This is a genomic window from Pseudomonas sp. LG1E9 (assembly GCF_003290225.1).
Classification (GTDB): domain Bacteria; phylum Pseudomonadota; class Gammaproteobacteria; order Pseudomonadales; family Pseudomonadaceae; genus Aquipseudomonas; species Aquipseudomonas cyclaminis.
On the sequence record NZ_CP029983.1, the window covers coordinates 1,847,487 to 1,862,434 of the forward strand.

General features: G+C 61.9%; 14 protein-coding genes. 7 read left to right on the plus strand and 7 right to left on the minus strand.

The window, feature by feature from the left end; all coding sequences use genetic code 11:
* Window positions 1-13: 13 nt before the first annotated feature.
* The 7 genes from DNK50_RS08675 to DNK50_RS08705 form a co-directional block, all read right to left on the minus strand.
* The gene (locus DNK50_RS08675) at window positions 14-1,153 is read right to left on the minus strand and encodes a DUF1120 domain-containing protein (RefSeq protein WP_177411509.1); all 1,140 of its coding nucleotides are present in this window, start codon (window positions 1,151-1,153) and stop codon (window positions 14-16) included.
* A 10-nt stretch (window positions 1,154-1,163) separates the two neighbouring features.
* Window positions 1,164-3,563, minus strand: a complete 2,400-nt coding sequence (locus tag DNK50_RS08680) for a fimbria/pilus outer membrane usher protein (protein WP_177411602.1) — start codon at window positions 3,561-3,563, stop codon at window positions 1,164-1,166.
* 156 nt (window positions 3,564-3,719) lie between these two features.
* Entirely contained in the window at window positions 3,720-4,424 is a 705-nt protein-coding gene (locus DNK50_RS08685; RefSeq protein WP_112193578.1) for a fimbria/pilus chaperone family protein, read from the minus strand.
* A gap of 28 nt (window positions 4,425-4,452) precedes the next feature.
* The gene (locus tag DNK50_RS08690) at window positions 4,453-5,073 is read right to left on the minus strand and encodes a DUF1120 domain-containing protein (RefSeq protein WP_112196911.1); all 621 of its coding nucleotides are present in this window, start codon (window positions 5,071-5,073) and stop codon (window positions 4,453-4,455) included.
* Window positions 5,074-5,152: 79 nt separating this feature from the next.
* Window positions 5,153-5,770 carry a DUF1120 domain-containing protein gene (locus DNK50_RS08695; RefSeq protein ID WP_099584965.1) on the minus strand — a complete coding sequence of 206 codons (618 nt, stop codon included), beginning with the start codon at window positions 5,768-5,770 and terminating at the stop codon, window positions 5,153-5,155.
* A 39-nt stretch (window positions 5,771-5,809) separates the two neighbouring features.
* Window positions 5,810-6,424, minus strand: coding sequence for a DUF1120 domain-containing protein (locus DNK50_RS08700; RefSeq protein ID WP_112193579.1), 615 nt, complete (start codon window positions 6,422-6,424; stop codon window positions 5,810-5,812).
* A 48-nt stretch (window positions 6,425-6,472) separates the two neighbouring features.
* A complete protein-coding gene (locus tag DNK50_RS08705; protein ID WP_244653796.1) occupies window positions 6,473-7,072 on the minus strand; it encodes a DUF1120 domain-containing protein in 600 nt (199 codons plus the stop codon).
* 306 nt (window positions 7,073-7,378) lie between these two features.
* Here DNK50_RS08705 and DNK50_RS08710 point away from each other — a divergent pair, with 306 nt between their 5' ends.
* From DNK50_RS08710 to dacB, 7 genes are all read left to right on the plus strand, one after another.
* Window positions 7,379-8,185: a response regulator gene (locus DNK50_RS08710; RefSeq protein WP_112193581.1), complete on the plus strand. Its 807-nt coding sequence runs from the start codon at window positions 7,379-7,381 to the stop codon at window positions 8,183-8,185.
* A gap of 188 nt (window positions 8,186-8,373) precedes the next feature.
* Window positions 8,374-9,009 (plus strand): response regulator transcription factor, encoded by a 636-nt coding sequence (locus DNK50_RS08715; protein ID WP_099584969.1) that lies wholly within the window; start codon window positions 8,374-8,376, stop codon window positions 9,007-9,009.
* A gap of 96 nt (window positions 9,010-9,105) precedes the next feature.
* Window positions 9,106-9,576, plus strand: coding sequence for a nuclear transport factor 2 family protein (locus tag DNK50_RS08720; RefSeq protein WP_112193583.1), 471 nt, complete (start codon window positions 9,106-9,108; stop codon window positions 9,574-9,576).
* Window positions 9,577-9,612: 36 nt separating this feature from the next.
* Window positions 9,613-9,888, plus strand: coding sequence for a GIY-YIG nuclease family protein (locus tag DNK50_RS08725; RefSeq protein WP_099585028.1), 276 nt, complete (start codon window positions 9,613-9,615; stop codon window positions 9,886-9,888).
* A 75-nt stretch (window positions 9,889-9,963) separates the two neighbouring features.
* Entirely contained in the window at window positions 9,964-10,899 is a 936-nt protein-coding gene (locus tag DNK50_RS08730) for a glutathione S-transferase family protein (protein WP_112193585.1), read from the plus strand.
* Window positions 10,900-11,008: 109 nt separating this feature from the next.
* Window positions 11,009-13,426 (plus strand): TonB-dependent receptor, encoded by a 2,418-nt coding sequence (locus tag DNK50_RS08735; protein WP_112193587.1) that lies wholly within the window; start codon window positions 11,009-11,011, stop codon window positions 13,424-13,426.
* A 76-nt stretch (window positions 13,427-13,502) separates the two neighbouring features.
* Window positions 13,503-14,948 carry a D-alanyl-D-alanine carboxypeptidase/D-alanyl-D-alanine-endopeptidase gene (gene dacB / locus DNK50_RS08740; RefSeq protein WP_112193589.1) on the plus strand — a complete coding sequence of 482 codons (1,446 nt, stop codon included), beginning with the start codon at window positions 13,503-13,505 and terminating at the stop codon, window positions 14,946-14,948.

A 14,948-nucleotide genomic window follows, 5' to 3' on the forward strand; every position in this document is an offset into this window, starting at 1 on the left:
CTGATCCCAAGGGTTACAGGTAGATGATTTCGAGGGTGCCGGAGCCGTTGATGCGCACTACGTGGCGCAGGTCCAGGGATTGAGTGGGCGCCAGGTAGGTTTTGATGCGCACCGTACCGGACAGGTTGCGCAGCGCGATCGGGCCCTGGGTGTTGCCGGCCTTGTCGGTAAAGCCCATGTAGCTGTTGGCGGCCATGGGGATTTGCCGTTGGCTGGAACTGCTCCACGCCGCGCCATTGCTGGTGGAGTCGGTGCGGTACAGGGTCCTGAAGGTGTCGGCGTTGAATTCACCTGGGTCGATTGTCAGATAGAAGCGCCCGATTTTGTTGTGGCTGGCATCCAGGTCCAGGCCATAGGCGGTCTCATCGATACCGCCGGTGGCCGAGCCCTGGCGGTTGTCATGCATGCGCAGGGCAAAACGCGTAGCGGCGTCGCACATCACGCTAAAGCGCAAGGTTCTGCCGGGCAAAGGCGTTTCGAGGGTGGTATTCAAGTCTTTGGCCAGCAAGGTGCCGTAGTCCACGATGCCATGATCCGACAGCGCGGGTTGGCAGGCCACGGGGGCAAAGTGCGCACGCAGGTTCAGTTCGCGAGAGCGGCCATGCTGGGGGCTATAGAGCGTCCCGGTGGCTTCCCAGGTGGTGGCATCCCGTACTTGGGTGGCGGCAGGGTCGGCCCAGGCGCGCAGGGTCAGTTGCAACGACAGATTCTGGCCGGTGACGACCGCACCTCGTTGCACGGGCGCGATGCCATGAGCGGGAAGCCAGTCCAGAGCTGTCGCGCTGGTCAACGGTGGCTGGCCAGGTGCGGGGAGCAGGCCCAGTTCCACGCGGTGTCCATCGAGCACGGCATGGCCGGCTTCGACGGCGTAGCTGCCGTGCTCGGTCAATTGCAGACGCTGCGCATTGGCGGCCAGGGCGCGGTAGAACAGGCTCATGTCGTCGGCCTTGGGGCAGGTGAAGCTCAGGCTCAGGCGGCGCTCGCCCAGCAAGCGTTCAGCCGCGCTGTCGTCCTGGGCGAGGCGGCTCATCAGGCCGAAATCCACCAAGGGTTCGCTCACATTCAATTGGCATTCGTCCGCAGCCAGGGCGGTGCCGGCAACGCCAATCAATAGCCACAGGCTCAGTTGATGCAGACGGGTGACAAGGGGCATGGCAGTGTCCTCAAGGTTGATGGCAGCGGGCGGGTGCGGTTTCGAAATACACCGAGGGGTCGGCTTTTTCCGGCAGTTCGAAGCGCAACTGGCAGCGGCTGCCGTCCGCTCGGGTAATCCATAAGGCTGGCTGCTCAAGCACATTGGGCAAGAACACCTGGCTGCCTTCCTGGACCAGGGTGACAAACTCGCCACGCGCGCTGCTGACGGAGGCCCCCGTGGGCAGCGGTGCGCCCTGGTCAGTGCTGACTGTGAGCAGGGCGCGGCGCGTCAGGCCCACGCCAAACTCGACCCGGTCCACGGCACCGCGCCCGGCCGAGATCATCGCCAGGCCGTTGCTGATGTCGGCATTGCGCGGCAACGAACGGGTCTGCACTTCCACCAGGCTGCGGCCGTAGGCGTTGACCTGGGGCACCACCGCCTGGCCTTGCCAGTCGGTCCAGACCGGGCCGCTGGGGGTGCTGAGCTTGACGCCGCTCATGTCGCCCACCGACACCAGGGCGAAGGTGTCGCGCACGGGGTAGGGTGAAAACGTCACGCCGTCGCCGTGCATCACCACGCCGCCACGGGCGCCGCCTTGATAGCTGGAGCGCTCGCTGTCGGAGCGGCTGTAGCTGACGTCCAACTGGCTGTAGCGCGGCAATGCCGACACGCCCAAGGTGGTTTCCACTTGACGGTCGCGGCTGTCGTGTTCGGCGCTGACCCGATAGCTGAGTTGATCGTCCAGCTGTTCAGTGACGCCCATACCGGTGCGGTTCTCACCGGCTGAGTTACGCACCCAGCCACGCACCCGGCGATTTTCGCCCAGTGGTGCACTGATGTTCAGGTACACCGCATTGTCCTGTTGCTGGCGCCCGCCCATTTGCCATTCGGCACTGGCCGACAATGACACGCCGCCTACATTGGTGCCCCAGGAGGCCAAGGCACGGCTGCTGCTATCGCCATCGAAACGGCTGGCCCGTGACAACCCGGCACTGAATGCGCCGAGCCACGGATGGGCCCAGCCGAGCGTTATGCTTTGTTGATCGCGATAGCGTGAGTGCTGCTGGCCGGTGTCCCGTTCGTAGGTGCTTTCTTCGAGTTCACGATAGCCGGGGGTGCGCCAGGAGTTGGCCGCGCTGAATGACCATTGTTCGCTCAAGCGCTGGGACCAGGACAGATCGGTTTGTGCGCCGCTGACCTGTTCTCTGCCACTGGCATCGGACAGTTGCGTCGACAGCTGGATCTGGCTGTCCAGCCACGGCAGCCAGCCCAGGCTGGCACCGGCAGAGCGATACTCATCGGCCGCCAGCAGGCCGCCGCCCAAAGTCACTTGCGGGTGCACGGTGCCTGTCCAGCCGGCGCTCACCACCCAGGGATCATCGCCCTGGGCATCGCCGATATTCCGCACCCGTCCGGCGGCGACCGAGTAACCCGGTGCAGGCAAACCGAGGCCGAGCATGGCGGCCGGCACGGTGAAGCGTCGTTCGCCGCCGACGCTTTCCTTGACCGTGACCTCCACGTCCGAACGGGTGTTCAAGCGTCGTACGTCGTTCAGCGCAAACGGCCCGGCGGGTACGACGGTGGAGTGAATCAGCGCGCCGTTCTGCCGGACTTCGATTTGCGCCGCACTGTTGGCGATGCCTTCGATCACCGCGCCCTGGCCTTGCTCCAGCAGGGCCTGCTCGGTCAGCACCTGTACGCCAGTGACCTGTGCGCCGGACAACACCGGGTTGTAGAGGTTGATCTGCCCGGCCTGCAACACCGCTTGATGGCTGGCAAAGGTGCGCTGGGCATAGGCCTCCAGATGGGTCGTACGCGAGAGGCCATCCTGCCAGGTCTGCACCTGACGGCTGCGCACGATCCAGTCACCGGCATTGAAGCCGACTTCAGTATTGGCCGAGCCAAACCGGCTGGCGTCACCGCCATAGCGGTTGTAGAACCCGGTCAGGTCGTAATTGAGCAACCCGGCAAAGCCGCCGGTTTGATAACCCGATACATCCTGGGGTGTTGGCCGCAGGGCTTCGGTGGGCACCACCAGCTGCACCGACAGGTTGGCGGGATCAGGCTCCACCAGGCTTTGCGGGTATCGCGCGATGAAGTCATGACAGTGCTGGTCGTCGTCGGGAACCACCAGGTTGGCGGCGTCCAGCAAGGCGCGGTCGAAGCACAGTGTGCCCTGCTGATCAAAGCTGACCCGCACCCGCTCACGTTGCTGACCGTTGACCCGCAGGCTGACCAGATGTTGCCCGGCGGTAAAGCGCGGCGCATCCAGCAGCAGGCTGGCCAATTGCGGGTCGATGCCCCGTTGGTGCAGGGTTATGGCGTCGAAGCCGGACGCCGGAGCGCCCTCTGCCCAGCCTTTGGCCGGCAGCAAGGCGCACAGCAGCAACGTGATCGGCAAGGCGGGGCGAGGCGGTGTTTCGGGCATGGCTTTGCCGTCACGGTAACTCAATACTGTTTTCACGAAAGGCACTCGAATAGTGAACGCCCAGGCCCGGTTTTTCCGGCGCATGCAGGCGTTCCGGTGATAGTCAATGAGCTATCACTTCGTTATCCAGGCATCTGGCGCGCCTGTTTTGTGGGGTCAGGGCGTGATGGGTGCTTCGTAGGCCGCAACGGCAAATCCGTACACCGTGGCTGGCTGTAACTGGACTGTACTAGCTGGCCCTCCGCTGGCCGGCACGCTCAATGCTTCACCCGGCAGCACATAGGTGCGCGGCAACATGGCCTTGCCGTCACCGGGCAGCAAACGCAGCTCCTGGGCCAGGCGCACCACATAGGGCGTGTCGTTACGCACCTGCAACATGCCATCGCGCAATGACCAGGTCAGGTCGGTCCAGGGCGTGCGGTTAAGTGCCAGGCCCTTGGGATGCACGATCACCGGCAGGTTCTGGCGCACGGTTACACCCACGCGTGCATGGCCTGCCTGCGTAGCGGCCCGGCCCTGGGGCATCCCTTCGAAAATCGCGCGCTTGAGGCGCTGGGTTTTCAGTGGCGTCTGGTTTTGCAGAATGAAACGCACCAGTTGCGATTTGGACGGTTCCACCCGTGACAGCGGCGGCGTGACCACCAGCAGCGGCTCAGTGTCTTCGGGGACGTCTTGCAGGGTCACATGCAGCAGGGCGAGTTTGCTGTCGGTATTGGTCACCGAAATCGCCACCTCGCCCTCGGCTTCGTGAACGATCACCACAGAGCTTTCGGGCACCATGCCGTCGGCTTTGACTTGAGTGCCGAGCAAGAGCATCAGGGCGATAAAACCGGCGGCGGTGTTTGAACATAACGTCGTCATGACGGGGTATCCGTTGAGGCAAAAAAAGTTAGAGGTAGCGCAAGTCCAGCACGATAGAACCATCAAGCGGCACGTCTCGATCCAGGGTCAGGTGCTCTGTGGCGTCGATTACCGTGTCGACCCAGAGCTGGCTGAACAACTGGCTGATGAAGTCGGGCTGGCGCTCGCCTGGTAGTGCAAAGCCCATATAGGTCTGTGGTGTGGCAGCGGACTGCGGGACCCAGGTCTCGCCGTTGTTGATCGATGCCAACGCCTGCATGTGCTGTCCATCCCCTATCGAGTCGCGGTAGCTGAGCGACACCGACCCCAGGCGTTGTCCCGGTGCATGAGCGTTGACGCCAAGGCCGAATGTTCCGGGGGTTATCGCGGACTCCGGACGGTTGTCGATACCCACCAGGGCAAACAGCATGGGGCGTGTGCAGATCACGCTTAATTCGAGCACCCGCCCGGGCAGTGCGGTAGGTGCCGAGGCGTTCAGACGGTAGGTGGGAATCTTGCCGTGTTCGACGGTGCCTTCATCGGACAGCTCGACGCGGCAGGCATCGGGCGTGAGTCTGCCAGTAACCGTGAGGTCGACAAGCGAGTCGGCAATGACTTCGTTGGTGGTTAGCGGCAAAAGCAGTACTAGAAAGCGAGCATACGAATTCATCGGTTCATCACTGGCACACATAAGCACGACTGTCGGAAAACCCATGCCGGGCATATGCCCCGGCATGGTGGGCAAGGCATTACAGGTACTTCACTTCAAGTGTGGCCGAGCCATCGATGGGTACTTCGTTGCTCAGGTCCAGGCTGTCGGTGCGGGCGATGACGGTCTCGACCTGCATATCCATGACGACCTCTTTGGCGGATAGCGGTTGAGTGTCGTCATCCATGGCTGCAACGGACATGTACAGGCCCGGGTCCCAGAAGCGCTCGCTGTACCAAGTGTTACCCGCGTCATTGGAGGCAATCGGTTGCACTGGTACGCTGTCGGCAATCGGGTTGCTCAGGATCAGGTTATACCGCCCCAGTTTCTGGTTGCCGTTGATCAGTCCCAGGCCGTAGCTGGTAGGACCAGTGGCTGAGCCGGCGCGGTTGTCGACCGAGTGCAGGGCAAACTGAATGGGCGCATCACATATCACGGCGATGGTCATGGTGTGAGTGCCGATCAGCGTCGGGTTGTCCGGGCGCAGGTCTTTTGCCGAAATCTTGCCGTGATCGATCACCCCGCCGCTAGACAGGCTAGGGGTGCAGGCGCTGGGGACGATCAGGCCTTTGACGGCCAAGTCCACCGTGGAGGCCGCAAAAGCGGCTGGGGACGCGAGTAGCAGGCAGGCAGAGAGAGTGCTAAAAATTTTTTTCATGGCTGGCGAGTTCCTTTCGGTTGCATTTTTCTGCAGTAATTACAGATAGTTGAGTTGCACAGTGGCATGACCATCCACGGGGACTTCATCGATGAGAGTCAGGCGCTCGGCAGGTGCGATATGGGTATAAAGGCTGAGCTGTGCGTCCAGGTTCTTGACGGCGATGGGCACCAGTTCGTTGCCCATCGCAACAGCGGTCAGCATGACGTGATTGAGCGCCACTGCCGCTTTCCAGGTCATGCCGCCGTCCTCCGAGACGATGGGGCGGGCGGGTATGCCGTCGGCGACCAGCTCGCGCAAGGCAAGGGCTGCGCCCCCCAATTTCTCTCCGTCGGGTGTCATGCCCAACCCATGCCAGTTATCATGATTGGCCGAGCTGCCGGCGCGGTTGTCGATGGTGTTCAGGGTAAAAAAGGTCGGGCCTTCACAGCGCACGCTAAACTCCATCGCCTGGTTGGGCAGTGAGGTGAATTGTTCAGCATTGAGTGTCTTGGCCGACATCTTGCCGAAATCGACCACGCCGCCACTCGACATCAAGAGTTCGCAGGCGCTGGGAGTGATGCTTCCTTTGATGGCGAGGTCCGTGTTACTGGCTGCAAACACCGTTGGCGTGAATAGCAGTACCAGCGCAGCGCGAGTGGCAAATGTGCTCATGGATAAAGAACCTTTGTGAGAAGAGGTCGATGGACGGGGGGGTTAGGGCTACAGGTAAACCACTTCCAGAGTGCCGGAGCCATCGATGGGCTCTTCGTTACTCCAGTCGAACTGGTCTGCACGTGCGATCTGGGTCCCTACTTCAAAATCCAAGGTCAGGTCCTTCACCGGAATCGGCATGCTGGCGTCGTCCAGGGCGCCTACGCCCCATAGGGTCTGTAGTTCCCAGGCCCACTCCGCATACCATGTTTGCCCGCCATCTATAGAGGCGATCGGTTGAACGGCGGTGTTGTCAGCAATCATGTTTCTTGGCGTCAGGGAAAACCTCCCCAACTTCTTGTTGCCATTAATCAGGCCAAGGCCGAAGTCGCTGCCTCCGATGGAGGTACCCGTGCGGTTATCGATGGGCCTGATGGCGAAGTGGGTTGGTGCTTCGCAGTTGAGGGAAAATTGCAACATAACCCTTGGCAGGGACGTAGGGTTGTCCTGCACCAGATCTTTTGAGGCGATCTTTCCGTGATCGACCACGCCACCGCCTGCAATTACAGGCGTACAGGCACTTGGGGTGATCACGCCTTTTACGGTCAGGTCCACAGTGCTGGCTGCAAAGGCGGGTAGAGTGGTCGCGAGCAACAGGGCGGTGCTCATCAGGGACATCTTCATTTCAGGTTGTTCCAGTGCAAAAACAGACGAATTACAGTGCCAGGGCAAAGCCTGACGTTGGAGAGGGGCGCAATTTATCGGGCGACCTGAGGCGGGGGAATACAACTATTACGACAATGCTGGAGTGCACTGAATAGCGTCGGAAGAAATCCGAGCATGTGTAGGAAGTGTTGAGCTTTCGTAGTTGTTGTATCGCCATAAAAATGGTCATAGGGATACTTGGTGGGTTTTTAAGCAGTCATTTGAATGTCAAAAGAGGGCAGTAGGACCGACCGTAACAACGAGGTGATCATGCCGTCCTGCCCACCGCCTGGCGAAGTGCCTGACCTGCAATCGGCACTGTCGGCCCATTGGCAGCATGTGACCGTATTGGTGGTGGAAGACCATTCCACCTACCGCGCCTTGCTGGGCTGGTACCTGGGGGCGCTCGGGCTGGGATTTGAGCTGTTCAGCGATGGGCGCAGCGCCCTGGCAGCGATCGTCAGCCGGCCCTTTGATCTGGTGATCACTGACTGCCAGATGCCCCTGATGGATGGCTACCGGATGACCCGCGCCATCCGTCTTCGCGAGCGCATCAACGGCCTGGCACGCATGCCGGTGATTGCCTTGACCGCCAACCTGACACTCCACGATCAGCAACGATGTCGCGCCGCTGGCATGGACGCCTGGCTGCGCAAACCCTTGATGCTGCAACAACTGCGCAAGGTGTTGCTGTACTGGTTGCCCGGCCCCGGTGCGCTGCCGCCGGTGCGCAAGCCCACCCCGCCCGGCGTGGCATGGCCCACCCGTGCTGATCTTGTCCAGACCTTCGGCAGCCAATCGGCGGTGGACATGATGCTCGCAAGCCTGCTGGTCGCCGCGCGGGAGGACAGTGCACTGCTGGAACATGCGCGCCTCACGTGCAATACGGCAATGACTGCCGAGCGTTTGCATCGCCTGGTGGGCAGTCTGGCGTTTCTGGGTGGGGTTGGCCTTGAGGCCAGAGGCGTTGAGTTGATTGAGCAGGTCCAGGCTCACGGCGTGATGTCGGTCAGGGCCGAGCTGGAAGTGTTCCAGGCGGACCTGCAGGCCTACATCACCTACTTGAACAGCCTGTAGGGGGCCGACGGTTTGCCGAGTGTTGATCGGTTTTTTTATGTAGGTATTTTCTTTTTGTTTTGTGGGGAGTTGCTTATTGGCTACCAAACACTGGACCAGACTCCCGGCTCATTGTCGTGAGCGGTTGTTGAGGATCGCCCACGGCGCTATTTTGCCTGCGTCCAAGTTGCCATCATCCGTGGGTGCCTATGCTTCAAGTAATTATTGCTGACGATCATCCCATTGTGCGTATCGGGCAGCGGGTCGTGATCGAGGCGAATGGACGGTGCAAAGTAGTGGGGGAGGCCGATGGGCCCGATGAGTTGCTCAGGCTGCTGGGCAGCACACCCTGCGATGTGCTGGTGACCGATTTCGCCATGCCGGGTGGCCAGCAGGCTGACGGTTACGGCCTGCTCAGCCTGTTGCAGCGCCAGTACCCGGGGTTGCCGGTGATTCTGGTGACGATGTTCGCCAATGTGGCCACGTTACGTGCGTCGTTTGCCCACGGGGCACAGGCCATTGTGGCCAAGAGTGCCTCGGCCAAGGAACTGCCTCTGGCGATTAAGGCGGTCAGTGAAGGCAAGACCTTTGCCAGCGAATGCCTGCGAGTACAAATGGTGGAGGCGGGGACCGGGGATCAGTCTCAGCAGCCGCAGCTGTCGGACAAGGAGCGGGAGGTGGTGCGCATGCTGGCCAGCGGCATGACCGTGAGCCAGATCGCCGCACGGGTCAATCGCAGTATTTCAACCATCAGCAAACAGAAAAGCACGGCGATGCATCGGCTGTGCATTTCCACCGATGTGGACCTGTTCGCCTACGCGCGTAGCTGTGGCATGGTGCCTTAGCGCTTTGCCTGCGGTATTAGCCTGGTAAATGCCGATAGTGTTCCGCGCGTTTGCGCACTATCGTACGCAACCCCTATGGCTTTTCGGAACCTGTCCATGAGCGACGCCCATAACGCTTTGATCACCGAGTTCTACAGCGCTTTCCAGCGCCTTGACGCCGAGGCGATGGCGGCCTGCTACACCGATGATGTGGTGTTCAGCGACCCGGCCTTCGGCGAACTGCGCGGACGTGATGCCGGCGATATGTGGCGCATGCTCACCACCCGCGCCAAAGACTTCTCCCTGACTTTCGACAACGTGCGCAGTGATGACCACAGCGGCGGCGCGCATTGGGTCGCCACCTACCTGTTCAGCGCCACGGGCAACACCGTGGTCAACGATATCCAGGCGCGGTTTGTGTTCCGCGACGGCAAGATTTGCGAGCACCACGATCACTTTGATTTGTGGCGCTGGTCGCGGCAGGCACTCGGCACCAAGGGCCTGTTGTTGGGTTGGACGCCGTTGGTGAAAAACGCCGTGCGTGCCCAGGCCAATAAAGGCTTGAAGGCATTCCAGGCCAGTCGTTGATACGCTGGGTGTTCCACTTGTCTGTTGAACCTGGCCGTGACTGATCCCGTCGAACCCAAACCCTGGTACGTCTACCTGGTGCGCGCCGCCAATGGCTCGCTGTATTGCGGCATCAGCAACGACCCGGTGCGCCGTTTTGCCTCGCATCAGAGCGGCAAGGGCGCACGGTTTTTTCTCTCCAGCCCTGCCGTTGCGCTGGTGTACACCGAGCAGTGCGCGAGCAAGGGCGACGCGTTGCGTCAGGAACGCTTGATCAAGAAGCTGAAGAAGAGTGCGAAGGAGTGTCTGGCGGCGAGTGGTTCATTGATCTGACTGATGGGTTCCCATCACGCCACCTGAGCAAGATGCGCGCTAAGCTGCGGGTTCATTTGTTAGGTGGACCCCAGCATGTCTGAGCTAATTCTGCATCACTACCCCACATCCCCCTTCGCGGAAAAAGCTCGGCTGTTGCTGGGCTTCAAAGGGTTGTCCTGGCATTCGGTGCATATCTCCCCGGTGATGCCAAAACCGGATCTGACGGCCTTGACGGGCGGCTATCGTAAAACCCCGGTGCTGCAAGTGGGCGCCGACATTTATTGCGACACGGCCCTGATCGCCCGCCGCCTGGAACAGGAAAAAAATGCACCTGCGTTGTTTCCCCTGGGCCAGGAAATGATCACCCAAACCTTCGCCACTTGGGCCGACAGCGTGGTGTTTGCCCACGCCGTAAGCCTGGTGTTCCAGCCGGAGTCGGTGGCGGTGCGTTTTGGCAAGTTGCCGCCGGAAGCGATCAAGGCGTTTCTTGCCGACCGTGCCGCGCTGTTCAGCGGTGGGACGGCGAGCAAGCTTCCGGCCGAGTTGGCCAAGCATCAATGGCCGGCGATTATGGCGCGGCTGGAGCAGCAATTGCAGCGAGAGCCGGGCGACTTCCTGTTTGGCGAACCGTCGATTGCCGACTTTGCCCTGGCCCACCCGCTGTGGTTTCTCAAGGCCACGCCGGTGACCGCGCCGTTGGTGGACGCGTATCCGGCCGTGTCGGCGTGGTTGGGCCGTGTGCTCGGTTTTGGCCATGGCACCGCGAGCCAGATGACCGCCGAGCAGGCGTTGGAAATCGCACAAAAGGCCACACCGGCGCCGTTGCCGGAAGAAGTGTTCGATGACTTGAATGGCTTCAAGGTCGGCCAGCAAGTGACCATCAGCGCCATCGATTACGGTGTCGACCCGGTCGCTGGCGAATTGCTCTTCGCTGGGCGCGAAGAACTGATTCTGCGCCGCACCGACGAACGCGCCGGTACCGTTCACGTGCATTTCCCGCGTTTCGGATTTCGCATTCAGGCGCAATAAATAAAAATATTTGCAAATACAGGTGAGGTAAATCGCCAGCCCATCCGTGTAGTGCTTGAAACTGCGATCTATTCGCATTAACGGCGTTTTCTACACGGGTTCTCACAGCATGAAGTCGACGGCAGGCGGTTTGGTTAAACAGTGGCTGGGAGCCTCGGTATTAGCGGTGTCGGGGTTGGCAATGCTGCCCCTGGGCGTGGCTCAGGCGCAGGAGCAGCAAAGCGCCCAGTTCACCTTTGCCCTGGCTGCCAAACCGTTGCCCCAGGCCTTGAGCGATTTCAGCCGGGTCACCGGGATCAGCGTGATCTATACCGATGAAGCGCCTTACGGCCTCAGTGCCCCGGCGGTCCGCGGGCAAATGAGCGCGACCCAGGCCCTGCAACACTTGCTGGCGAACTCCGGTTTTACCTTCCGTCAGATCGACGCCCGCACCCTGGCCCTGGAACCCGTGCCCACCGAGGGTGCGCTCAACCTCGGCGCGACCACCATCAGCGGTGTCGGCCAAACCGAGGACAGCACCAGCTACCAGCCGCCGCCCACCAGTTCGGTGATGCGCTCCCGTGCTTTGCTGCTGGAAACCCCGCAAACCGTCAATGTGGTACCCGCCCAAGTGCTGCGCGACCAGACCCCGCGCAACCTGGATGACGCCCTGGCCAACGTCAGCGGCATTACTCAGGCCAACACCTTGGCCAGCACCCAGGACGCCGTGATGCTGCGCGGCTTTGGCGACAACCGGAACGGCTCGATCATGCGCGATGGCATGCCGGTGGTGCAGGGCCGTGCATTGAACTCAACCGCGGAGCGGGTCGAAGTGCTCAAAGGCCCGTCGTCGCTGTTGTATGGCATCCAGGACCCGGGCGGCGTGGTCAATATCGTCAGTAAAAAGCCGCAACTGACCCAGGCCACGTCCCTGACCGTGCGCGGCTCGTCCTTCGGCGACGGCAAGAACGGCAGCGGCGGCAACCTCGACACCACCGGCCCCATCGGCGATTCGGGCCTGGCGTATCGCCTGATCGTCGACCATGAAGACGAAGACTACTGGCGCAACTTCGGCACTCACCGCGAGTCGCTGGTGGCGCCATCCCTGGCCTGGTACGGCGACACCACCAAGTTGTTGTTTGCCTACGAGCACCGCGAATTTCTTTCGCCGTTCGACCGCGGCACGGCCATCGACAAGTCCAACCACCCGCTGGACATCCCGGCCACCCGCCGTCTGGATGAGCCATTCAACAATATGGAAGGGCGTTCCGACCTGTACCGCTTTGAAGCCGACCACGACTTGAACGACGACTGGAAAGCCCACTTCGGCTACAGCTGGAACCGCGAAACCTACGACGCCAGCCAGGTGCGCGTCAGCGCGGTGAACACCAACGGCACCCTGACCCGCAGGATGGACGGCACCCAGGGCGCGATCACCACCGACCGCTTCACCACGGCCAGCCTGGAAGGCAAGGTCAATGTGCTGGGCATGCAGCATGACCTGGTGTTCGGCCTGGACGACGAGTACCGCAAGGTCTACCGCGCGGACCTGATTCGCCAGGCCTCGCGCACCACGTTCAACTACAACAACCCGGTGTATGGCAACGAAGTCGCGGGCACTACGGTCAGCGCCGCCGACAGCGCCCAGACCGACCTGCTGCGCAGTGACTCGCTGTTCTTCCAGGACGCGATCCACCTCACCGACCAGTGGATATTCGTGGCGGGCGCGCGCTACCAGATGTACGACCAATACGCAGGCAAAGGCGTGCCGTTCAAGGCCAACACCGACGGCAACGGCCAGGCCTGGGTGCCGCGTGCAGGGCTGGTGTATCGCTACACCGATGAGCTGTCGTTCTACGGCAGCTACACCGAATCGTTCAAGCCCAACTCCACCATCGCCGCCCTGGCCGATGGCAGCACCTTGACCGGCGACCTTACGCCCGAAGAATCCAAGTCGTGGGAGCTGGGCGCCAAGCTCGACATTCCTGGGCGCATCACCGCCAGCGCGGCGTTGTTCAACATCGACAAGCGCAACGTGCTGGTGTCGGTGGGCTCTGGTGCGAACACCGTCTACAGCATCGCCGGTCAAGTGCGTTCCCGTGGCCTGGAACTGGATGCCAGCGGCCAATTGACCGACAAGTGGAGCCTGATCGGCAGCTACGCCTTCACCGATGCCGAAGACATCAAGGACAACGACCCGACGCTGCAAGGCAACCGCCTGCAAAACGTGGCCAGGCACACCGGCTCGTTGTCGGTGGCCTACGACTTCGGCAACATTTTCGGCGGTGATCAGTTGCGCGTCGGCACGGGTGCGCGGTATGTCGGCGAGCGCGCAGGCGACGCCGCCAACGATTTCGACCTGCCGGGCTACACCGTGGCGGATGCGTTCGCCACCTACGACACCCGGATCGACGGGCAGAAGGTCAAGTTCCAGGTCAACGTGAAGAACCTGTTCGACCGCGTCTACTACACCTCGGCGGCCAGCCGCCTGTTTGTGTCCATGGGCGATGCGCGGCAGGTGTCGGTGTCCAGCACCCTGGAGTTCTAAACCCCAGCCCGCTCGCCACAAAGGTACGGAGCTGTTAGCGTTGCGGCCATTGATGGCTTTGCGGAACACGGTACCGATGCACTTTGGACGATGGCTACACCTGCTGTGCCTGAGCATTTTACTGGGCGGCTGTGCGAGTGTTTCGCAGCCGTCCACGTCCTCGACGCTGGACCGCCTGTTGGCCGATCCTGCCCTCAACGGCGCCACGGTTTCGGTCATGGTGCGCGACGCCCGCAGTGGCGGCACCCTCTATCAACACAACCCGCGCACACGCCTGATCCCTGCCTCCAACCTCAAGTTGCTCACCACTGCTGCGGCGATGGATGTGCTGGGGCCGCAGTATCGGTTCGCCACGCAACTGCTGAGCAACGGCCCGCAACAAGGTGAGCGCCTGACCGGCAACCTCTACCTGCGCGGCTTGGGTGACCCGACCACCCAGTTTGCCGACTACCAGGCACTCGCCGCCCAGTTGGCGAGCCAGGGCGTGCGCCAGGTGCAGGGCGACCTGGTGTTCGACGACAGCTTTTTTGACGCCGAACGGCTGGGCGTCGACTGGGCCCAGGACGATGAAAGTACCTATTATGGCGCGCAGATTTCCGCGCTGACGGTGTCACCCAATGCGGATTTTGACGCGGGCACCCTGATCGTCACAGCCAAGGCGCCGGTCATTGCCGGCCAGCCGGTGACTGTTTCTTTAAGCCCACCCACGGATTACGTGCAACTGAGCAACCGCGCCGTCAGCGGCCCCGGCAACAGCTATGGCATCACCCGTCAGCACGGCACCAATCTGCTGCAACTGACAGGCACGCTGGCGCCGGGCAAGCAAAGCCGGCAGTGGGTGAGCGTGTGGGAGCCGACGCAACTGGTGGCCCATCTGTTCGAGCAAGCCTTGGCGCAGCAGGGTATCGAGGTGCTGGGGCGCAGGGTGATTGGCGGTGCAAGCCCTGGGACCGCCAGGGTGCTGGCGGAGCATCAATCGGCACCGTTGCAGGCACTGATCACGCCGCTGCTCAAGCTCTCGAACAACAACATGTCCGAGGCATTGCTCAAGGCCATGGGCCGTAAAACGGCCAACGCGGGGACGGCGGCGGCGGGTGTGGCGGCGGTAGCGGCATTTATGCAGCGCCAGGGCCTGGACCCGGCGACGCTCAGCCAGGTGGATGGCTCGGGTTTGTCGCGGCGCAACCTGGTGTCGGCGCAGAACCTGGCGGACCTGTTGCTGGTAAGCGCCAGACAACCCTGGTTCGACGCCTGGTACAACGCCTTGCCGATTGCCGGCAATGCCGACCGTATGACCGGCGGCAGCCTGCGTTATCGCCTGCGCGGGACGGCTGCCGAAAACAACCTGCACGCCAAGACCGGCTCCATGGCCGGGGTGTCATCATTGAGCGGCTACATCACCGATGCCGAAGGGCGGCGGTTGGTGTTTTCGATGATCAGCAATAACTACTTGAGCGATGCAGCGCCGATCCGAGCCCTGGAAAACCGCCTGGCCGTGGCCCTGGCGCACTGGCACGACTGA

Excerpts from the sequence above, each read along its gene's own strand:
- DNK50_RS08675 (WP_177411509.1), bottom strand. The coding sequence starts at position 1,153 with ATGCCCCTTGTCACCCGTCTGCATCAACTGAGCCTGTGGCTATTGATT.
- DNK50_RS08710 (WP_112193581.1), top strand. The coding sequence starts at position 7,379 with ATGCCGTCCTGCCCACCGCCTGGCGAAGTGCCTGACCTGCAATCGGCA.
- DNK50_RS08690 (WP_112196911.1), bottom strand. The coding sequence starts at position 5,073 with ATGAATTCGTATGCTCGCTTTCTAGTACTGCTTTTGCCGCTAACCACC.
- DNK50_RS08695 (WP_099584965.1), bottom strand. The coding sequence starts at position 5,770 with ATGAAAAAAATTTTTAGCACTCTCTCTGCCTGCCTGCTACTCGCGTCC.
- DNK50_RS08685 (WP_112193578.1), bottom strand. The coding sequence starts at position 4,424 with ATGACGACGTTATGTTCAAACACCGCCGCCGGTTTTATCGCCCTGATG.
- DNK50_RS08730 (WP_112193585.1), top strand. The coding sequence starts at position 9,964 with ATGTCTGAGCTAATTCTGCATCACTACCCCACATCCCCCTTCGCGGAA.
- DNK50_RS08700 (WP_112193579.1), bottom strand. The coding sequence starts at position 6,424 with ATGAGCACATTTGCCACTCGCGCTGCGCTGGTACTGCTATTCACGCCA.
- dacB (WP_112193589.1), top strand. The coding sequence starts at position 13,503 with ATGCACTTTGGACGATGGCTACACCTGCTGTGCCTGAGCATTTTACTG.
- DNK50_RS08720 (WP_112193583.1), top strand. The coding sequence starts at position 9,106 with ATGAGCGACGCCCATAACGCTTTGATCACCGAGTTCTACAGCGCTTTC.
- DNK50_RS08705 (WP_244653796.1), bottom strand. The coding sequence starts at position 7,072 with ATGAGCACCGCCCTGTTGCTCGCGACCACTCTACCCGCCTTTGCAGCC.
- DNK50_RS08715 (WP_099584969.1), top strand. The coding sequence starts at position 8,374 with ATGCTTCAAGTAATTATTGCTGACGATCATCCCATTGTGCGTATCGGG.
- DNK50_RS08680 (WP_177411602.1), bottom strand. The coding sequence starts at position 3,563 with ATGCCCGAAACACCGCCTCGCCCCGCCTTGCCGATCACGTTGCTGCTG.
- DNK50_RS08735 (WP_112193587.1), top strand. The coding sequence starts at position 11,009 with ATGAAGTCGACGGCAGGCGGTTTGGTTAAACAGTGGCTGGGAGCCTCG.